Origin of the sequence: Bacillus sp. FSL R10-2780 (assembly GCF_038006125.1) — a bacterium.
GTDB classification, from domain to species: domain Bacteria; phylum Bacillota; class Bacilli; order Bacillales; family Bacillaceae_G; genus Bacillus_A; species Bacillus_A cereus_U.
The window spans coordinates 3,644,678-3,666,172 of the sequence record NZ_JBBOUQ010000001.1; the positions used below are offsets into that span (position 1 = coordinate 3,644,678).

A 21,495-nucleotide genomic window follows, 5' to 3' on the forward strand; every position below is an offset into this window, starting at 1 on the left:
GCTGCTAAAAATACAGCTCTATCTTTTCCAAAAACTTAATTTTTACAGTTTCACAACATTAGCCGCTTGTGGTCCACGTGCTCCATCAACAATATCAAACTCCACTTGTTGACCTTCTTCTAACGACTTATACCCCTCTTGTTGAATAGCAGAAAAATGAACAAACACATCATCACCATCTTCACGCTCAATAAACCCAAATCCCTTTTCTGCATTGAACCACTTTACTCGTCCTTGCATGTTCATTCCATTCCCTTCACTCTTAAAATCAGGGCATCCGCCCCATATTTTGACTATAACGAATGACAAGACTGTAAGTCAAAGAAGATCTGTCGTCTTTTTATTATTCCTTTCGACATTCACATATTAACCTCTACAAAGCGTCAAACAAGAAACTTCTCTCGCTCCTCGATCATACAAAAGGCTTCCAATTTGCCTAACAGTAATTCCTGTCGTATACACATCATCCACGATTAAAACATGTTGCTCATGAAACATCTCTTCTCCCTGAAAATAAAAAGGATTAACCCCCGATATCCTTTCTTTACGTTTCTTCTTACTTTGTTTTTCTGTTTCTATTCTTCTTAATGATGTACAAAACATTTTGATAGGCAAACAAGAAGCTAGTAACTCCGCTTGATTAAAACCACGCTCGTATTCCCGCTCTTCACTAAGAGGGACCGGAATGGCAACTGAAACATTCGCAAAATATTTTTGAAAAAGACTTCGAAAAGGCTGATGAAAAATATGCACTAATTCAGCATCTCCTCGAAATTTAAACTGTGCTAATATTTCTTTCATCCCTTCATCATACACATACAACGAACGATTTATGAGCGGCGGAAACCTCTGCTCGTTCGTCCACCTTATGCAGTCCATGCAAATATCCCCGTTTTTATATTCAGCTGGTACAAGTTCTAGCGGTCGGCCACACTCCTTGCAAATATCCCCTATAATATAGGAAAGTTTTTGTTCACATCTATCACATATATACTTTTTATGAAGCTTAACAAAAAAAGTGTACCAACTAATCGCATACGAAATATACTCATCACAAAGTAGACAATGCATCAATCTATCAATCCTTGTTCTTTAGCATTCTTATTCATACTTTGAATATGTTTTTTCGCACGCACCATCGCCTCTGTCTTTCCATAATGAAAATAGATGACATCTCCATGCGGTTCATCAGAGCTTCTGCCAGCACGCCCTGCAATTTGAACGAGAGCACTTTCTGAAAATATTTCTTCCTCAGCTCCTAAAACTGCCACTTGTAATTTTTTCACAGTTACTCCTCGTTCCAAAATTGTCGTTGTAACTAATAAAGGGATTTCTCCCTTTCTGAAAGCTGCTACCTTCTCTTTTCTCGCCGGATCTTCTGCATGCACACCGTCAATTTGATTGTTTAATGATTTTAATAACTGACTAATTTCTTCTACATATCGCACATGAGGAACAAATAGAAAAATGGGGTATCGTTTAGATAAGTACATATTTAACCATTGTAATAAAGCACGAGGAATTTTTTTACGCATAAGACCCTTTTTCCAATTTCCGCACCACCGAAATATCGGGACTGGCAATGGATGACGATGATAACGTCCTGAAATAATAACCCCTTTTTGCTTACCATTCCGCAATTTACGCTTCCACTTTTCATCTGGAGTTGCAGTTAAATAAATACGTGCTGCCTCCTCTTTCATCGCTTCGTTTACTGCATAATGCAACATCTTATCCGCATGATACGGAAAAGCATCTATCTCATCTACAATCATGACATGGAACGCCCTATAATAACGTAACAATTGATGTGTAGTTGCAACGATTAACGCCGCATCTTTTTCTCGGTCTAAACTCCCTCCGTATAAAGCAGCTACATTTATATTTGGAAACACTTCTTGTAATCTTGGTGCTAATTCAAGTACAACGTCCGTTCTCGGCGTTGCAATACAAACTCTCTCTCCCTTTTGTAGTGCCTCTGCAATTCCGCGAAACAACATTTCTGTTTTTCCAGCCCCGCACACCGCCCAAATAAAAAATGATTCTTTCTGCTTAACAGCGTCAACGACACTTTGCGCCGCTAACTCCTGACCAGCAGACAAAACGCCTTCCCACTGTAACGGATTCAAATAATTTTCTCCGCTTATTTCAGCAATCCCGCGAACAAGTACAGCACATTCACTTATCCTGCCCATCGTTATGCACTTCCGGCAATACGTGCATACTTTACTGCACCTTTTGCATAGAAACGATGCAAATAGTCTCTGCTCTATATTTCCGCAGCGCTGGCACATATATTTTGAAGATTTCTTACTTACCCCTTGTACACAAACGACGTCTCGATTCTCTTTCAAATGATCCAATTTATCCTGTAACTCTGAAGAAAGTTCTTCTAACAATAACTGTCTACCAGCTAACATCATCAATATCCACCTCCAGCACTACTATAAATCCTTCTCTTTATCTCGTAAAAACACAAAAAAGCCGATAACCTACTTATAAAATAGTAAGCTATCGACTTTATACACGTTTTTTATTCAATTATAAATCCTATAATCTACCGTAACCTAAGAAATGTTTTTGGTTGTAAGAGCTATTTACACTACCGTAAGTAACACCTGTTGACTCATCAGCAGCATGAATCATTTGACCGCCACCAATGTAAATACCAACGTGAGATACGCCTTCTCTGTAAGTACCTTGTAAGAAGATAAGATCTCCTGGTTTCGCTTCAGATGCGCTAATCTGTTGTACAGAACTCCATAGGCTTCTAGTATCTTGACGACCTAAACCGTAAACGTAAGAAATTAACCCACTGCAGTCAAATCCACCGTTTGAAATTGACGCACTACCCCATACGTATTTTAGACCTACTAAACCTCTAGCTTTTTCAACAACATCCTGTCTGCCACCACTTTCATTACCTGGCACTGGAGTTGGAGCTGGAGCTGGTTTTTTCTCTTCTTTTTTCTTAGGCTCTTCTTTGTTAGCTTGTCCATCATTGTTTGCTGGAGCTGCTGGTTGAGCTTGTGTTTGCGCTGGTTGAGCAGCTGCCGGTTGTGCCTGTGCTTGTGCTTGCTCTGCTTGTTTTTGAGCAGCTGCTTCTTGTGCAGCTTTTTCTTGCGCTTCTTTTTCAGCGATTTGTTGTAATTTTAATGCCTGTTGTTCAAGCTCTTTCAATTGACCTTCCGTACTTGTCATTGAAGTTACAACTGTTTCCATTTTGCCACTCATATCATTTACTGCTGTTTCTTTTTTCGCTTTTTCAGCGTCAAGTTCTTTCTTAGCAGTTTCAATTTGAGCTTGTGCTTCTTTTAATTCTTTTTGTTTTTCTTTTACTGTCTCAACATCTTTTTTCACGTTCGTTTGATCTTCTTGTTGAGTTTTCATGATATCTTCGTCAGACTCAAGAATTTTAGACACAGAATTTAAACGATCAACTAAATCTGCAATGTTTTTAGAGTTTACAAGAACTTCTGTTACAACGTTCGTGTTCGGTTGTTCTTGTAGTGCAACTAAACGTTTTCTTAATAACTCTTCACGTTTTGCAATCTTTGTTTGTAGTTCTGCAATATCTTTATTTTTATTTTCGATTAATTGCTCAGTATCAGAAACTTTTTTTGTTGTTTCATCAAGTTTTGAAGCGTTCTCTTGAACAGACTTATCCAAACCTTGGATTGTTTTGTTTAAGTCATTCATTTGTTTTTGTAATTCATCACGTTCTTGTTGTTGTTTATGTAAAGTATCATTTTGTGTGTTAATTTGTGATTTCACGTCAGAAATTTTATCTTCTGCAAATACATTTGGTGTTAGCCCTGAAAACATTAACCCTGCAACTAGTGCGCAAGATGCCATTTTTAGCTTTTTCATTTTATTTTTTACACCGCTTTCTTTTTTCATTTTCCGTATATAACCTATTAAAATTTATACCATAATTCGGGAGTTTTTTTGCTAATGTTACGGTTTTGTAAAATAAATGTAACATTACATTTATCTCTATAGCGAAGTATATCTAAATTTGTATATATATGTAGAATTTCAAGAGCCTTATGCCGTTTTTTATAGAATTGAAAAAAACGTAAGGGAATCCCTTACGTTTTGAAAATACTCCAATATGAATGAGATAGAAACGTTACTTCATCCATTTCTCAGCCCAATTTTGGACCTCATCCATAACACTTTCCAACGCTTTCCCTTTATCAGTTAAACCGTACTCGATTCTAACTGGTACTTCTGGGTAAACACTACGAACTACAATACCTTCACCTTCTAATTCCTTTAAACGTTCTGACAACATACGATCGCTCATATTCGGTATAATATCTGCGATTTCTCTGAAACGTTTCGGCTCTTCAAGCAAAGATTTAATAATTAAGCCAGTCCATTTCTTACTAAGCATTGTAAAAGCTGACTCAAACTTTGGACATAAACAAGAATTATGCTCCATATGTTTCACCTCTCTTCTATTATAAGATAGTTTCTTGTAAAAAGTAAGTAATAAAACTTTCCTCATTATTTAATTTTACGTACATTTTACCATTTCCAGATATTAACTTGTCAAATCCCCGTAAAATATCCGTAAAAAAACCCTCTTCAAGTAAGAGAGCTTTTATATCTTTATCATTTCGTATACCAACCTAAACCAAGCGCACCTTCACCTAAATGCGTCCCAATTACAGCTCCGAAATAACTCGTGCGAATTGTAACATGAGGATATATCTCTTCTAATTCTTGTTTCCATTCATTAGCTTCCTCTTCACGATTCGCATGAATAATAACAGCTTCCATAGGTACACCTTTATTTGCCTGCTCATCAAAGATTTCAACGATACGCTTTAACGCTTTTTTACGCGTACGAATTTTTTCGAATGGAATAATTACTTTATCTCTAAAGTATAATACTGGTTTTACTTGTAACAAACTACCGATGAAAGCTTGTGCGCTATTTAATCTTCCACCACGTTGTAAATGATGTAAATCATCCACTACAAAATAAGCATCCATCGTTTGCTTCATTTCATCAAAGCGAGCGATAATCTCTTCTGGGGCTTTCCCTTCACTTACTAATTTCGCCCCTTCACGCACGTAAAATCCTTGTACTTCACAACTAATTTCAGAGTCGTACGTATATACATCAATACCATCTACCATCTGTCCAGCTGTCGTTGCTGTTTGGTATGTACCACTAATTCCACTGGAAAGGTGAATGCTAATAACTGCATCATATTCTTTAGATAACTCTTCATATAGCTCTAAAAACTTTCCAATTGCTGGTTGCGAAGTTTTCGGAAGATCTTCTTGTTCACGTACTTTTACATAAAAATCATTCGCTGAAACTTCAGCCTCTTCTTGATAAGATTCCGTTCCAAACACAACGTTTAATGGAATCATATATATATTGAGTTCATCACGAATATGCTTCGGTATATATGCTGTACTATCGGTAACAATAGCTGTTTTCATTTTCGTACCTGCCTTATAAAAAATTTTTATCCCCTAATTTTACACGAAAACTAGAAAAGGTGCATCCATACATAAAAATGCCGGTTAGAAACTACAATCACCCGCGCGACAAATTACAACAAAAAAATAAAATACTCACCAAAAATTTCAACATATTTATAAAAAATGTTTGAATATAAAAACAACCGCTTTTAAAATGTAAAGTACTAGTTATTTTGAAAGATAGGGGCGTATATCATTGTTATTACAATATTTAACAATCAAAGGCTACGGTGAGCACGAAATCGTCATTCAAAAATCAAGATTCATTTGCTATGTGAGTCGCGCCACAACGGAAGAGGAAGCTCAAGCATTCATACAAAAAATAAAAAAACAGCATTGGAATGCAACACATAATTGTTCCGCATATTTAATCGGCGAACAAGATCAAATTCAAAAAGCGAACGATGACGGTGAACCGAGCGGCACAGCTGGTGTACCTATGTTAGAGGTATTAAAAAAACGAGGTCTAAAAGATACTGTTGTCGTTGTTACGCGCTATTTTGGCGGCATTAAACTTGGTGCTGGCGGATTAATTCGCGCATATGGAAAATGTACAAGTGAAGGTCTTAACCACGTAGGCGTTGTTGAACGAAAACTAATGCGCGTTATGCAAACAGAAATTGATTACACTTTGCTTGGCAAAGCTGAAAATGAATTACGTAATTCAGAATATGCCATTAAAGATATACATTATCTAGAAAATGTCACATTTGATGCGTATGTAGAAGAGGACAAAAAACAACCATTCACAGATTGGATGATTGAATTAACAAACGGGAAGTGTACAATTAAAGAAGGAGATATGTTGTACTTAGAACAAGACTTTATCTAAGAATAGCTAACTTATCGCCTTTAAAGATTAATGTAGTGAATTAATTCCCTACAAATGAATAAGGAGATTATATATGGAAGAACGTTATTATCATCTCCAAAATAGCAGAATAAAAAAGAAACGTAGAAGAAAGTTTTTCTTCTTTCTTATTTTCGCATTTTTATTTGGTAGCGTAGGACTTTATGTGTTAAATTCCTACACTTCTCTCATGGGGATGTACAGTGGATTTAACCGTGAAAAATCGGATTTAAGAGCCGAAGATGTAGAAATTACAAAGGAACCTTTTACAATCCTCATTATGGGGATTGAGGATTATGCAACAGACGGTCAAAATGGTCGTACAGATTCACTAATGTTTGCGACAGTCAATCCGAAAACTCAAAAGGTTTCGCTTATGAGTATTCCTCGTGATACTCGCGTTCCAATCGTTGGAAAGGACAAAGAAGACAAAATTAACGCTGCGCATGCTTACGGTGGAGAAAAAATGGCAATCAAAACTGTCGAAGGTTTTCTAAAAGTTCCTGTAGACCATTATATTAAAATCGATTTCCAAGGCTTTAAAGGTATCGTTGATGCTGTTGGCGGTGTTACCGTTGATGTCCCTTTCGATTTTTGGGAACGTTCTGACGTGGATTACTACAAAAAAATCCAATTTAAGCAGGGACAGCAAAACTTAAACGGTGAAGAAGCACTCGCTTACGTCCGTATGCGAAAGCAGGATCCAAACGGCGATTATGGTCGGGCCGCTAGACAAAGACAATTACTAGCCGCTGTTGCTCAAAAATTAAATTCCGCCTCTACTGTATTTAAAATTAAGGATTTAACGAATGTCGTTGGAAAATATATAAAAACCGACATTCCTATTTCAGACGGACTTGCTCTTTACAATAAACTATCTGGATTTGATCCTTCTACCATACAAACGTTAAAACTTGAAGGAGAAGACAAAAAAATAGGTGGTATTTATTACTTCCTTCCGGATCCAATCAGTGTAGAGACGGTACGTAAGGAAATTGAAAAAGAAATAGGGGAAAAAGAACAAGCCCCAACAGAGACTACGAAAAATGAGAATACAAATTCCGATTCAAATTCTAACTCCAGCGCAAAAGCAAAGAAGGAACCGAGTGAGAACAAAACACCACCTCCTCCTCCCCCTTCTACAAATGCTCATGCAGAGTGGATTATGAGGAATCATGAATAAAAAAAGAGCCAAATCGTATACGATTTGGCTCTTTTTATTTCACGCAATTGTTGTGGGCTAATAATAAACGGAGGATAAAAACCCCATTTATTAAAGTTTCACTCTACTTGTTGAAATGTTGTAAAATCGCTTCTACAATACGCTCTGATGCATGACCATCGCCGTAAGGGTTAGATGCTTTCGTCATCTTATCATGAGCTTCTTTATCAGATAACAACTCATCAGCAAGACCAAAGATTGTCTCTTCATCTGTTCCTGCTAATTTCAGCGTACCTGCTTCGATACCTTCTGGGCGTTCCGTCGTGTCACGAAGGACAAGAACTGGCACACCTAGTGATGGTGCTTCCTCTTGTACACCACCAGAATCAGTTAACATTAAGTATGAACGAGCTGCAACGTTATGGAAATCGATTACATCTAGCGGCTCAATTAAATGAATGCGGCTATGCTCGCCTAAAATATCATTCGCTATTTCGCGAACAACAGGATTCATATGAACAGGGTATACAACTTGTACATCTTCGTGCTTATCAACAAGACGCTTAATTGCACGGAACATATTGCGCATTGGTTCTCCTAAATTTTCACGACGGTGTGCTGTCATAAGTACAAGACGATCATTTCCAAGTTTCTCTAACACCGAATGGCTATAAGTTTCTTTTACAGTTGTCTTCAGTGCATCGATCGCTGTATTTCCTGTTATGAAAATGCGTGACTCATCTTTATTTTCTTTTTGTAAGTTCGTTGCTGATTTTGTTGTAGGTGAGAAATGAAGATCCGCCATTACACCTGTTAGTTGGCGATTCATCTCTTCTGGATATGGAGAATACTTATCCCATGTACGAAGTCCTGCTTCAACATGTCCTACTGGAATTTGATTATAGAAAGCAGCTAAGCTTGCAATAAATGTCGTCGTTGTATCACCATGCACAAGTACGATATCAGGCTTCGCTTCTTTCATTACTTTATCTAAACCTTCTAAACCACGTGTTGTAATATCAATTAACGTTTGACGATCTTTCATGATATTCAAATCGAAATCTGGCGTAATTCCAAAGATATTTAATACTTGATCTAACATTTGACGGTGTTGTGCTGTTACAGTCACAATTGATTCAATCTTTTCTGGGTGCTTTTGCAACTCTAATACAAGAGGTGCCATTTTAATTGCTTCTGGTCGTGTCCCGAAAATTGTCATTACTTTTAAGCGTTCAGTCATTTCATTGCCTCTTTTCTTTCACTAGTTAAAACTTCTATTATCGCATATAAAAATATGCATGTGAAAATACACTTTTTAACGCGCCTGAGAAACATTACTATTACAGACGTCTTTTCGCCCAACTGAGTAATAATTTAATCCATGCTCCTCGGCATCCTCATTAGTATAACAATTTCTCCCATCAAATAGAATAGGTTCCCTCATAAGCTGTGCATACTTTTCTAGCGGATAATTTCGAATTGATTCCCATTCTGTTACGATAAAAACTGCATGTGCCTCTCTAATCGATTTATCTATACACTCAGTGTATCGTATCGTATTTCCAAATAAACTTCTTACATTTTGAATAGCTTGCGGGTCATATACAACCACATCCGCACCTACATTAATTAATTCTTCTATTATAATAAGAGATGGCGCTTCCCTAATATCGTCAGTATTCGGTTTGAATGCTGCACCAAGAACCGCAATTTGCTTCTTCTTCATATCTATAATTTTCTTCGCTTTTTCAACTAACAACAACTGTTGTTTATTATTCACTTCAATGACTGCTTTCAACAAGCGAAAATCATGAGAAACATTCCCTGCAATTTGCACAAGCGCTTTCGTATCTTTTGGAAAACAAGATCCTCCATATCCGATGCCTGCGTTTAAAAAAGATGCACCAATTCTCTTATCCATCCCCATCCCTGTAGCTACATCTACTATATCTGCACCCACTTGCTCACATATATTAGAAATTTCATTAATAAAACTAATCTTCGTGGCTAAAAAAGCATTAGATGCATATTTAATCATCTCAGCACTTCGAATATCTGTAATATACGTTTCTAAGCTTAATTTGCTGTACAAATTCTCTACTTTCCTTGCCGCTTCTTCACTACATGATCCAATTACGATACGATCACCATGAAAAAAATCATAAATACCAGAACCTTCCCTTAAAAATTCTGGATTCGATACAATATATAATTCATGTCTACCTTGTAGTTTCTCCTCAATCCATTTTCTCATTACATCATTTGTCCCTACAGGAACCGTACTTTTCGTAACAACAATAATATCGTTATTCACATATGTTCCAATATCATCACAAGCACTACGAATATACGTTAAATCTGCTGTTCCATCTAATGAAGATGGCGTTCCAACTGCAATGAATATAAACTCTACATCATTAAATGCCGTTGATTTATTTGCTGTAAAAGTTAAATGATTATTTTCGTATGCTTCATTTATTAATTCATTTAATCCACATTCATAAATAGGTAACTCGCCTCGTTTAATCCGTTCAATTTTCCCACTATTTATATCAAAACATGTGACTGAATGTCCTAATCTCGCCAATCCTACTCCCGTAATCAATCCAACATACCCGGTACCTATTATCGTAATTTTCATTTTCCTTTCGCACAGGAATATACATAAGAAAATATACGAATACATAGAACTCCCCCTGTGCTTCCCCCTCTCACACTAAGAATGAGAAAACTCTTTCACTTCTTTATTATATGAATTGTTTTTTTATTATTTTTTAAGATTTTGTAAAGTTAAATGATGCAATATATACAAAATGTAAATTCCCACATTTTAACACGGAACTTACTCATTTTTACGTGCAACACTTATAATAAAATACTTGTTATAAATGAGGCAGATACACTGCCATATTCCAAGTCGTAATATGAACAACCTTCTCAAACGATCCAACATTCTATGTACAATTGTCATATATTCTATGCCCTTCCATTTACAGCTAAAAGAAAAAAAGATTGAATTCTAATCTTTTTGTGATACCATATGTTATGAGCCTGCAAATAAACATCATAATTTTCAGATAAATACAATTAGAAAAATTACGTTAAACTATAAAGGGTGGGGTATTAATGGACTCACAAGTGATTTATGCCATTTTGGCATCTTTCATCACTGTACTCGTCGTTACTCCTTTAGTTATTAAATTAGCTTTCAAAATAGGAGCAACAGACAAGCCAAATGCGCGTAAAGTACACCAAAAAATTATGCCTCGTCTTGGCGGGTTAGCAATTTTCATCGGTGTAGCCGTAGGATTTGTTGTCGGTGGATTGTACGAACAAAGAATGTTATCGATAACTTTAGGTGCTATCATCATTGTTATCATCGGGATTTTAGATGATATGTACGAACTATCTGCGAGGGTAAAATTCGGTGGACAACTATTAGTTGCCATCATGATTGTAAAAAGTGGATTATTAGTGCAAGTATTATATATTCCAATTCTTGGAGATACTGAACTCGGATGGCTTGCTTATCCAATTACTGTATTTTGGATTGTAGGTATTACAAATGCCATCAACTTAATTGATGGATTAGATGGATTATCCGCAGGGATTTCATCTATCGTACTTGCAACGCTAGCATATATGGCCTTCACTAGCCCATGGGGTACTGGAGCAGCTATTATATTACCTCTAGCACTGATTACATTAGCAAGTACAATTGGATTTTTATTCTACAACTTCCATCCAGCAAAAATTTTCATGGGAGATACAGGAGCACTATTTTTAGGATACTGTATTTCTGTTATATCGTTACTTGGATTATACAAAAGCGTAACGTTATTCAGTTTTATCGTTCCAATCATTATTTTAGGTGTACCTATATTTGATACGACGTTTGCAATTATCCGCCGTATCGTAAATAAAAAGCCTATTTCAGCACCTGATAAATCGCATTTACATCACCGTTTGCTTGCAATGGGATTCTCTCATCGTAAAACGGTACTAATTATTTACGCATTGGGTATTTTCTTTAGTGTAAATGCAATTATTTTCAGTAGTGCAACATTATGGTTATCCATTATTCTTCTTTTCATTTTAATCTTCTTTACAGAAATCATTGCTGAAGTAATCGGTCTTGTACACGAACGTTACAAACCAATTATTTCCTTCTATAAAAAAGTGAAAAAACGCGAAGACTAATTGTAGTATAGCCTTTACTATTATGAAATATTCAAATAGCACCCTCTTCCAAGGAAGAGGGTGCTATTTTTTTGTTTTTTATTCCTTATTTCCTATTTCCAAAATATAGATTGTTTGAGAGTGCCTCTATTGGAGAAAGATATACGTATATCGAAGGTAACGAAAAAAGTATCAAATTTTCATTTTTACATCTTGATTGTCAAACTGAGGGTGACTGTTATGCTCAAGCGATTACTTCAATGTATAATTTTATTTTTAACTATTACTATGTACGCATCATCGAATACAAAAGCAACTACAGACATTCAAGCAGAAGATCACCAAAGCACTCAAACTACCTCTCCTACAAAAAAAATTGCGTACTTAACATTTGATGACGGACCAAATAAATACACACCACAAATTTTAAATATTTTAAAAGAGAAGAACGGAAAAGCAACTTTCTTCGTTATTGGTGGAAAAGTGCCCCATTATAAAAAAACGATGGAGCGATTGATTAAAGATGGACATTATATCGGTCTCCATAGTATGTCACATGATGTAAAACGTCTTTATACTGGCGATCCATCTGTTTTAATTGCAGAAATGGAGCAAACCCAAAACATCGTCCAGCAAGTTACACATTTAAATACACATCTCGTTCGTGTCCCATACGGTAGCATGCCTTACTTAAAAAAGAATTACCGTGATGCACTCGTATCTGCCCAGTATAAAATGTGGGATTGGACAATTGATACATATGACTGGAAAAGCTATGATAATCCTTCCGCAATACTAGAAAGAGTACGAAATCAAAGCGATGAACAAGTAGAGGTTATTTTAATGCATGATTCTAGTGTCACAGTGCAAATACTCCCAAAAGTAATTGATTATTTACACTCACAAGGATATAAACTACTTCCCTACAATCCATCTTCCCATCTCGAAGTGAATTTTTGGAAAGACACAAGATTGTAACAGCTTTAGTGCCTATGTACTAAAGCTGTTTTATCCCGCATTAACGGGCAGTAAGACTCCCACCTCAAAATTCAGTTGGAACAAAGAAGTTAGGTGGGAGATTAACTACCCGTAAACGCCCGATTGGTGAAGGCTAATAATCAGTGGGGATGAACAAAAACCCCACTGATTAAAGTTTCACTTTATTTTTCTCTTCCCACACTTCTCATTTTTGTGTAAAATTTTAAATAGTGATGAAGTTTCGAGGTGAATAGAAATGAAACGAATAGATCTCATTTTTAACGCAATACAAAAAGGGAATTATACAGAAGGTGTAACAGCATCAGAACTCGCTACACTTCTACAGTTAGACCGTGCAAATGTTAGTAGCGATTTAAACAAGCTTGTGAAAGATAATCGTTTATTAAAAACGAGTACACGCCCTGTCCGTTTTTATATAGAAACGAACACTTCATTGGAAACGCATTCAACAAAGGGCACTTCATTAGATACATTTGCTATTGAAAATACAAGCCTAAAAATTGCAATTGAAAAAGCAAAAGCTTCTATTCTCTATCCTCCAAACGGTATGCATACTTTACTACTTGGAGAAACAGGTGTCGGAAAATCGATGTTCGCTTCTTTAATGCACGAATACGCAATTGAAGTGGAACAACTTCCAAAAGATGCACCTTTTATCGTCTTTAACTGTGCTGATTATGCAAACAATCCACAACTACTACTTGGACAGTTATTTGGGATAAAAAAAGGAGCTTACACAGGTGCCAGTGATCAAAAAGGATTAATTGAAAAAGCACATGAAGGAATTCTTTTCTTAGATGAGGTACACCGCCTTCCTCCAGAGGGACAAGAAATGCTTTTCACCTTTATTGACCGTGGGGTATACCGCCGCCTTGGAGAAACAGAAAATGAACGTAAGGCACGAGTGTTGATTATTACTGCAACAACCGAAGAACCAAATTCATTTTTACTAAAAACATTTACAAGACGTATTCCGATGACCGTTACGCTTCCACCACTTCGTGAGCGAACACATAAAGAACGGTTTGCCTTACTACAGCTATTTTTCACAAATGAAGCAATTCGTCTAAGGAAAGAGATTCATGTTAGTCCAAATACAATGCGCGCTTTCGTCTTTTACAATTGTCCAAATAACATCGGCCAATTGAAAACGGACGTACAAATTGCCTGTGCGAAAGCTTATTCTGATTTCGTAACAAAAAAACGTGATTCTGTCTGTGTTTCAAGTACAGATTTACCTTGGTATATGAAAGAAGGATTATTTATTGAAAGAAAGAGCCGTCATCTATATCAAATGCCAAATGAAACATTTGTATTTACAGGTGATGAAGGTTGGAGTAAACATACAATAAAACCCGAAGGAAGTCGCTCTTCTATTTACGATTATATTGATTATAAATATGAAGAACTTCAAGCACGTGGCATTGAAGAGGAAGAATTAGAATTATTAATAGAAAATGATATTCAAAGCTTTTTCGTCCAATACTTTAACCAAATATCTAAAAAAACAAGTCATGAAAATGTTTTTAAAATTGTGGATCGTAATATCGTTTCCGTATGTGAAAAAATTGCGGAACTAGCTGAAAAATATTTATCTAAAACTTTCGATGAAAAAGTGTTTCTCGCTTTAAGTTTACATGTACAGACAACTCTACAACGTTTACAGGGCGGGAAACAAATTCACCACCCACAATTAAATCAAATTCGTACGAAATATAAAGAAGCTTTTTCCGTAGCTATGCAATGTATTCAGCTATTAGAAGAAGAATTACAAATAACAATGCCTATTGATGAAGCTGGCTTTTTAACAATGTTCTTCGTTGTTGATCCAATTCCTGCCTCACAAACAGAAGTAAAAGTATTAATATTAGCACACGGTAATGGCATCGCAACAGAAATGGCAAACGTTGCAAACGAACTTCTCGGTATCGATGAAGTAACTGGTATCGATATGCCCTTGCATGAATCACCAAAAGACTTCTTAGAGCGTGTTAAAGTGTATATGAAAACACTTCAAAATGTAAACGGGCTTCTCTTACTTGTTGATATGGGATCTCTCGCTTATATTGGTGATATATTAGAAACTGAATTCAAAATCCCTGTCCGTGTTCTTTCAATGACGAGTACACCACACGCACTAGAAGCAGCTCGAAAAGCTCAGCTTGGCTATTCACTAGATGCACTATACGAAACAGTGAAGAACTTAACGCCGTTCTATTTAAACGTACAGGAAGAAAAGAAAAAGCCACTATCACCAATGAAATCCGTGATTTTAACAGCTTGTTTAACTGGCGAAGGAAGTGCTTTAGCAATTCAAAAAATGTTAGAGAACTATTTACGCTTTGATAAAGACTTAATTGAAATTATTCCGATTAGCATCGTTCATGAAAAAGATTTAACGAAAATGATCGAGAACATAAAAAAAGAGCGTAATATCATTTGTATCGTCACGAATTTCGATGTACAAGTACCTTGCTTAACATATCATTTCCAAGACATTGTAAACTACACAGCTATTCAACCAATTCAAGAATTGATTACGTATGAAGAAACATATGCGAAAATGGCTGATATTCTTGAACAACAAATGCAGCGTAACGATGGGGCATTACTTATTAAAACAATTCGCTATGCATTAAATACAATTCAGGAATTGATTTCTTTACAGCTAACTCCCGACAGTTTAATGGGTGTGATTTTGCATATGAGCTGCATGGTTGACCGTCTTCAAAAAGGTGAAAGTCTCCTCCCTCATCCTGATAAAGAGAAACGAAGACAAGATGAGTACTGGATGTATATGAAAGTGAAAAAAGCACTGCAACCTATCGAAAATACATTTGAAATACAAATACCAGATGACGAAGTATTTTATGTAATGGACTTCTTCATCAAAAATCAACCTGTACAAAGTTAAACTAGGCAATATTTTAGAGTAGTACCTAATACGTAGTAAGTGAAATTATATCGGCGATTCGACATAGGATATCGACTTACCGATAATAATTTACAAAAACGGCAACCAGTATAATTAGAAAAGGCTGTTCCAAAATGTTTTTTTGGACAGCCTTTTCGCTTACTTCTTTACTTCCCTTATTCTCCCCCTTATTTCTCCCTTTTTATTAGATTTCGTATAAACATTTACATATACATTTGCTTGCATTATCTCTTGAAACAAGCTGTCAAATGCTCTCCCCTGTAAAGGCCCTTCAAAATCCTCCACTTTAGCTACACCAGTAACGACTCCTTCATTCACACTAATTCCTTGCTCTAACGGACCAAACAAACTTAAAACAACTGGACCAATTTGATTCGCTTTTCCTAAATGAATTTGGCATGACATGATTTTTTTTATGTTTTTTAATATGACCCGATATTGCAACTTCTTTAAATCTTCACTAAAAATGAGCTCTGTTACACCGTAAGCTTCTGTATTTACAGGAGGTACTTCCCTCTTCCCTGTTAACCTAGCAAAGAAATGTGTTGTCATACGGGCATTCTCCTCATATAAATTTCCCAGCACTACTTCTACTACCTTATGGTTTAGACATAATCATTTATGACTTTTTCAAATTTTAATTACAACTAAAAGATTCACAAAATCTTTACATAGAAATCATTTCATTCACTTTACTGCCTCTTGTATAATGCACATAGAAAAACATTCTAGGAGGTTCTTTTGAAGATTAACAACTACTCTTTTCGATTATTAATGGAGATTTTTCTCGTATCATTTAAATTAGGACTTACTTCGTTTGGAGGCCCTGTCGCTCATCTTGGTTATTTCCACCACGAATACGTGCAAAAAAGAAAATGGATGGATGAACGAAGTTACGGGGACTTAGTAGCGCTATGTCAATTCCTTCCTGGCCCTGCTAGCAGCCAAGTCGGGATGGGAGTTGGATTATTACGCGGCGGATTATTAGGAGCCATTATTTCATGGATTGGATTCACTCTCCCGTCTGTGCTCGTTTTAGTCTTTTTCGCTTCCTTCCTGAACCAGTTCGAACTTGGAAGTACAGGCTGGATTCATGGACTGAAACTTGTAGCGGTCGCAATTGTCGCTCATGCAATATGGGGAATGGCTCAAAAGTTAACACCGGACCGAAACCGTGCAACAATCGCGATTGTAACTGCCGCAATCGCCCTATTATGGCCAAGTAGCTGGACACAAGTCATTCTCATTATAGTATCTGGCTTTATTGGTTGGTTTTTATATCGCGGTCAGCCAATTAGCCAAGCAAATAAAATAAACGTACCTATTTCAAAAATGGTAGCCATGTCTTGTCTCATCTTATTCTTCGGGCTATTAATACTGCTACCAATGTTACGACCGTACTCTTATTTCATCTCTTTATTTGACAGCTTCTATCGCTCTGGTGCACTTGTATTCGGAGGAGGGCATGTCGTACTTCCTCTTCTTGAAAGTGAGTTTGTACAAAACGGGATGATGACAAAAGAACAATTTCTAGCTGGATACGGATTAACACAAGCAGTGCCAGGGCCACTATTTACATTCGCTTCTTATATAGGAGCAGTGCTAAATGGAACCGCCGGAGCAGTTATTGCAACGATCGCTATCTTTCTTCCTGCCTTCCTGCTCGTTGTTGGCGTTTTACCGTTTTGGGACAGTGTAAGGAGAGTATCTTACATACAAGGTGCACTACTTGGAGTAAACGCAGCCGTTGTCGGTATTTTACTTGCAGCTTTTTATGATCCAATTTGGACGAGTACAATTATGAATTCTGTAGATTTCGTTTTTTCTTCTCTTCTATTTTGCTTACTCGCTTTTTGGAAAACACCACCTTGGGTTATCGTTATACTCGGAGCCTTCGGTGGATATGTTCTATCCATTTTGTAAGCACAAAAAACGACGGCCCCATTTAGCCGTCGTTTTCCTATTAAAACTTCACAAGCTCTATTCCCTCAGGCAATTCGCTCTCCGTTAAAATACGCAACTCTTTCACGCGATCCATTACGTAAGAAGAACGTTTCACAAGCTCTGGGTCAATATAAGCTGGATGCACCATAATTTCTACCGTTTGCTCGTCCTGCACTCTTTCCTTTAACTTCACAAAATAATCTTCCGTCACACCGTCAGCGTAAAAATCACTGTAAAACACATCTGAAAATGGGTGCACCGCTCGCTCTTCTTCACAACGACGAATTGGAACATTATATTTACTTGCTAAGCTCTCAAGAACGTCGTGTAAAAGCGGTAATCCATGCACGTGATGATGACTATCTAAATGAGTTGGTGTTAAACCGTAAGACAAAAATTTCTCAATTTGAGCCGTCCACTCTCTTTCAACCTCTTCTGGATTTATATTGCCTTCCCATACAACACTTTGTTTATGAAACAATCCATCGCTACTCACAAGTGATGGCACGTCTTTAAGAAGCGGTTCTCCTGCCGTTAATACGAGATGCACTCCTACTCCTAACGTTTTATACTCTTTCGCCAAACATACGGCATGCTCTGTCCCTGGCATATTCATCATCATCGTTGTTGAATTTACAAGCCCGTTTTTATGTCCATCAATAATTCCGTAATTCGTACCTTCTGTAAGACCGAAATCATCTGCATTTACAATTAGTTTAATCATCGCAATACCTCCTACTAGAATTAAAAAAAGCGGGCTAAATAGCGCCGCTTTATTTCTCTATCTTCTTAAAAAATTGTGGAAGATGTTCTTTATGAGCTTCTAACATTTCATCTAAAATTTGTTTTGCAACTTTATCTGATGGTACAAGTGGATTAATTGTCATAGCAAGCAGCGCCTTATGATAATCCCCTGTAATAGCAGCTTCAATTGTTGTGCGCTCAAATGATTTAATTTGCTGTACTAAACCGCGAACTGGTACCGGTAAGTCTCCTACCGCAATTGGTTTTGGACCTTCTTTCGTAATAATACAGTTCACTTCAACAGCCGAATCATGTGGCAAGCTTGCAATTGTTCCGTTGTTTCGTGTATTAACAGGCTGGATATCACCTTTATTATTATAAATAGACGTAATTAAGCTACATGCTGCGTCACTATAATAAGCTCCGCCACGTTTTTCTAATTGTGGTGGTTTAATATCTAAATTCGGGTCTTTATATAACTCGAATAAATCATTTTCTAATTGTTTTACTACTTCTGCACGTGTACCTTTTTCAATCGAAGCTTCTTTCTCTTCTTCTAACATTTCACGTGTTTTATAGTAGTAACGATGGTATGGACATGGAATAGCGCGAAGACCACGAATGAAATCTGGCTCCCAGTTAAGCGCAGCGATGTTTTCCATCGTAATTTGCTTTTCTGGATCTGTTACAAGTTCTAATACACGATCCATTACGCTTACGCCATCCAAGTATACATCTAATCCGTATACCATATGGTTTAAACCAGCGAAATCAACATGGACACGGCTTGCATCTACTTCAAGTAATCTTGCAAGACCCATGCGAATTCCAATTGGAACGTTACATAAGCCAACTACTCTTTGGATATTCGTGTAGCGGAGTACAGCTTCCGTTACCATACCTGCTGGATTTGCGAAGTTAATAAGCCATGCATTTGGACATAGTTCCTCCATGTCCTTACAAATATCTAAAATAACAGGAATCGTTCTCAGCGCTTTGAACAAACCACCAGGACCGTTCGTTTCCTGACCAATTACATCATATTTTAATGGAATTGCTTCATCTTTTGCACGTGCTTCTAATAAACCAACGCGAAGCTGTGTTGTTACGAAGTCAGCATCTTTTAATGCCTCACGGCGATCAAGTGTTAAATGGATATCAATTGGTAAACCTGATTTTTTCACCATACGTTTTGCTAAGTTACCAACGATTTCTAACTTCTCTTTCCCTGCCTCAATATCTACTAACCAAATTTCACGAACAGGAAGCTCATCATAACGTTTAATAAATCCTTCAATTAACTCTGGTGTATAACTAGAGCCACCGCCGATTGTAGCAATTTTAATTCCAGTCATGCTTTATTCCCCTTTCGCTTCTAGCTTTTTATAAAGGTCAATAAATTCTGCTGCTAATTCTTTTACTGTAATAGAATTCATTAAATGATCTTGTGCATGAATTAAAAGAACACTAATCTCTGTTTTTTCCCCTCTTGCTTCTGATTGTATGAGCTCTGTTTGGAAATGATGCGCTTCATTAATCGCTTCTTTCGCCTTTACCATCGCTTCATCTGCTTCCGCCATTTTCCCCTGTTTGGCAAATTGCAGTGCCTCCATTGCAAAGCTTCGTGCATTACCACTATTTAAAATCAATTGGAATGGAATTTGTTCTGCTGTAGTCATCATAATTACCGCCCTCTCTATAAGGTTCAACCGATTTAAATACCCCTTCAGTTTGAACATGTCTATTAAATTATTATTTTATTAATGATTGTTTGGTGTTCTTGTAGATGGGTCTCATCTTTTTGAACATGATATAAAGGTAATTGTTCTCACAGATAATGTTATCTGTGAGAACAATCTCTATGTTACATAGGTACAGAGTTGTTATTTCCTTGCGCTGCTGCTTTTTCAGTACGAACAACTGAACGGTCAGATAACACAACGAATGGATAATAGATTACCATTGCAATTACAAAGTTGAATAACTGTAGAATCGCACCAGAAATATGTCCACCTGTTACAAGATAACCACTAATAATTGGTGGTGTTGCCCATGGAATCATCACAACTGTTTTTGGTACCCAACCAATAGATATAGCTGTATAAGAAGTAATTACTAATACAATTGGTGTTAGGATAAACGGTAAGAATAAAATTGGATTTAAAATAATTGGTGTACCAAAGATTACTGGTTCGTTAATGTTGAATGCACCTGGACCAATTGATAGACGAGATACACCACGTAGTTGTGCACTTTTCGCTACAAGTAATACAACTACTAAGAACGCTAATGTTGCACCAGAACCACCAAGATATACGAAAGTATCAAAGAATGGTTTTGTAACAATGTTTGGAACATCAAATGCAGATGTGCCACCTTTGAATAAATTAATATTTTTCTCTAATGCTGGTAAGTATAATGGCTCAATAATACCACCAACGATATTTGGACCATGTAAACCGAAGAACCAAAGAAGATGAACAAGGAATACAATGACAATTGCACTTGGTAATGTCCCTGCTAAACTTTGCAATGGTAATTGAATCGTATTAAAGATAAATTCATGAACACTTGTACCAGCTAATTTCACTGCTAGTTGAATACCTGCAACTGCTGTTAAGATAACAAACGCTGGCACTAAAGCTGCGAACGATCTTAAAACTGCTGGTGGTACTCCATCTGGCATTTTAAAAGTAATTTCTCTTTGTACAAAGAAACGGAATACTTCAGTAACAAGAAGTGCCACGATAATCGCTACGAATAACCCTTGTGCACCTGTCCAAGCTAAGTTCAATCCGCCTTCTTTCGGTGTTGTTGGTGTAAGAATAATTAACGCACCAAATGAAATAATACCTGCTGACAAACCATCAACGCCGTAAGATTTTGCTAAGTTATAACTTGTTGTAAATGCTATGATGAGTGCTAGAATTGCGAAAGAGCCGGTCCACATTCCACCGCCAACTTGTTTCCACGTTTCACCAAACAAACCTTTCATGAAATCTTGGAAAGCCTCAGATGGAAAACCATTAATTAGTGATGCAAGTGCACCAACTAAAATAAGTGGCATAACTGCAATAAATCCATCACGGATCGCAGCTAAGTGACGTTGCGATCCGATTTTACCAGCGACAGGAACAATATATTTCTCCATAAATGCAATAAACTTTTGCATTTCGC

General features: G+C 36.8%; 18 protein-coding genes and 1 pseudogene. 6 read left to right on the forward strand and 13 right to left on the reverse strand.

Features of this window, described 5'->3' with window-relative positions; translation table 11 throughout:
* Window positions 1–42: 42 nt before the first annotated feature.
* From cspC to NSQ47_RS19195, 6 genes and pseudogenes are all read right to left on the reverse strand, one after another.
* Window positions 43–240: a cold shock protein CspC gene (gene cspC / locus NSQ47_RS19170; RefSeq protein WP_033710669.1), complete on the reverse strand. Its 198-nt coding sequence runs from the start codon at window positions 238–240 to the stop codon at window positions 43–45.
* 126 nt (window positions 241–366) lie between these two features.
* On the reverse strand, window positions 367–1,071 hold the full coding sequence (locus tag NSQ47_RS19175) for a ComF family protein (protein WP_002112877.1): 705 nt from the start codon (window positions 1,069–1,071) through the stop codon (window positions 367–369).
* On the reverse strand, window positions 1,071–2,420 hold the full coding sequence (gene comFA, locus NSQ47_RS19180) for an ATP-dependent helicase ComFA (RefSeq protein WP_341038251.1): 1,350 nt from the start codon (window positions 2,418–2,420) through the stop codon (window positions 1,071–1,073). The genes NSQ47_RS19175 and comFA overlap by 1 nt, the downstream gene beginning before the upstream one ends.
* A 130-nt stretch (window positions 2,421–2,550) precedes the next feature.
* Window positions 2,551–3,985 (reverse strand): annotated as a pseudogene (locus NSQ47_RS19185) (C40 family peptidase).
* Window positions 3,986–4,132: 147 nt separating this feature from the next.
* Window positions 4,133–4,447 (reverse strand): winged helix-turn-helix transcriptional regulator, encoded by a 315-nt coding sequence (locus tag NSQ47_RS19190; protein WP_002159869.1) that lies wholly within the window; start codon window positions 4,445–4,447, stop codon window positions 4,133–4,135.
* Between the two features lie 173 nt (window positions 4,448–4,620).
* Window positions 4,621–5,463, reverse strand: a complete 843-nt coding sequence (locus NSQ47_RS19195; protein WP_002112883.1) for a DegV family protein — start codon at window positions 5,461–5,463, stop codon at window positions 4,621–4,623.
* A 238-nt stretch (window positions 5,464–5,701) separates the two neighbouring features.
* On the opposite strand from NSQ47_RS19195, the gene NSQ47_RS19200 reads away from it, so the two are divergent.
* Both NSQ47_RS19200 and NSQ47_RS19205 read left to right on the forward strand, forming a co-directional pair.
* Complete coding sequence (locus NSQ47_RS19200) at window positions 5,702–6,337, forward strand: YigZ family protein (RefSeq protein ID WP_002159868.1); 636 nt, start codon at window positions 5,702–5,704, stop codon at window positions 6,335–6,337.
* Between the two features lie 73 nt (window positions 6,338–6,410).
* Window positions 6,411–7,538 (forward strand): LCP family protein, encoded by a 1,128-nt coding sequence (locus NSQ47_RS19205; protein ID WP_341037697.1) that lies wholly within the window; start codon window positions 6,411–6,413, stop codon window positions 7,536–7,538.
* Window positions 7,539–7,641: 103 nt separating this feature from the next.
* Here NSQ47_RS19205 and wecB read toward each other — a convergent pair whose 3' ends face one another.
* Window positions 7,642–8,757 carry a non-hydrolyzing UDP-N-acetylglucosamine 2-epimerase gene (wecB, locus tag NSQ47_RS19210; protein WP_002159866.1) on the reverse strand — a complete coding sequence of 372 codons (1,116 nt, stop codon included), beginning with the start codon at window positions 8,755–8,757 and terminating at the stop codon, window positions 7,642–7,644.
* A 75-nt stretch (window positions 8,758–8,832) separates the two neighbouring features.
* Window positions 8,833–10,203 carry a UDP-glucose dehydrogenase family protein gene (locus NSQ47_RS19215; protein WP_341037700.1) on the reverse strand — a complete coding sequence of 457 codons (1,371 nt, stop codon included), beginning with the start codon at window positions 10,201–10,203 and terminating at the stop codon, window positions 8,833–8,835.
* Between the two features lie 440 nt (window positions 10,204–10,643).
* Here NSQ47_RS19215 and NSQ47_RS19220 point away from each other — a divergent pair, with 440 nt between their 5' ends.
* The 3 genes from NSQ47_RS19220 to NSQ47_RS19230 all read left to right on the forward strand — a co-directional run bounded on the left by NSQ47_RS19220 (window position 10,644) and on the right by NSQ47_RS19230 (window position 15,609).
* Entirely contained in the window at window positions 10,644–11,717 is a 1,074-nt protein-coding gene (locus tag NSQ47_RS19220) for a glycosyltransferase family 4 protein (RefSeq protein ID WP_002068377.1), read from the forward strand.
* 219 nt (window positions 11,718–11,936) lie between these two features.
* The gene (locus NSQ47_RS19225; protein ID WP_341037704.1) at window positions 11,937–12,674 is read left to right on the forward strand and encodes a polysaccharide deacetylase family protein; all 738 of its coding nucleotides are present in this window, start codon (window positions 11,937–11,939) and stop codon (window positions 12,672–12,674) included.
* A 256-nt stretch (window positions 12,675–12,930) separates the two neighbouring features.
* Entirely contained in the window at window positions 12,931–15,609 is a 2,679-nt protein-coding gene (locus NSQ47_RS19230) for a PRD domain-containing protein (RefSeq protein ID WP_341037707.1), read from the forward strand.
* 159 nt (window positions 15,610–15,768) lie between these two features.
* Here the strand turns inward: NSQ47_RS19230 and exsM are convergent, their stop codons facing one another.
* The gene (gene exsM, locus NSQ47_RS19235; RefSeq protein WP_199692985.1) at window positions 15,769–16,182 is read right to left on the reverse strand and encodes an exosporium regulatory protein ExsM; all 414 of its coding nucleotides are present in this window, start codon (window positions 16,180–16,182) and stop codon (window positions 15,769–15,771) included.
* Between the two features lie 189 nt (window positions 16,183–16,371).
* Here exsM and NSQ47_RS19240 point away from each other — a divergent pair, with 189 nt between their 5' ends.
* On the forward strand, window positions 16,372–17,553 hold the full coding sequence (locus NSQ47_RS19240; protein ID WP_341037711.1) for a chromate transporter: 1,182 nt from the start codon (window positions 16,372–16,374) through the stop codon (window positions 17,551–17,553).
* A gap of 40 nt (window positions 17,554–17,593) precedes the next feature.
* Here NSQ47_RS19240 and chbG read toward each other — a convergent pair whose 3' ends face one another.
* The 4 genes from chbG to celB all read right to left on the reverse strand — a co-directional run bounded on the left by chbG (window position 17,594) and on the right by celB (window position 21,490).
* On the reverse strand, window positions 17,594–18,298 hold the full coding sequence (gene chbG, locus NSQ47_RS19245) for a chitin disaccharide deacetylase (protein WP_341037712.1): 705 nt from the start codon (window positions 18,296–18,298) through the stop codon (window positions 17,594–17,596).
* A gap of 49 nt (window positions 18,299–18,347) precedes the next feature.
* Window positions 18,348–19,673, reverse strand: coding sequence for a 6-phospho-beta-glucosidase (gene celF, locus NSQ47_RS19250; protein WP_078173371.1), 1,326 nt, complete (start codon window positions 19,671–19,673; stop codon window positions 18,348–18,350).
* 3 nt (window positions 19,674–19,676) lie between these two features.
* Window positions 19,677–20,000, reverse strand: a complete 324-nt coding sequence (locus tag NSQ47_RS19255) for a PTS lactose/cellobiose transporter subunit IIA (protein WP_000989054.1) — start codon at window positions 19,998–20,000, stop codon at window positions 19,677–19,679.
* Window positions 20,001–20,182: 182 nt separating this feature from the next.
* Window positions 20,183–21,490, reverse strand: a complete 1,308-nt coding sequence (gene celB / locus NSQ47_RS19260) for a PTS cellobiose transporter subunit IIC (protein ID WP_078173370.1) — start codon at window positions 21,488–21,490, stop codon at window positions 20,183–20,185.
* Window positions 21,491–21,495: the final 5 nt, after the last annotated feature.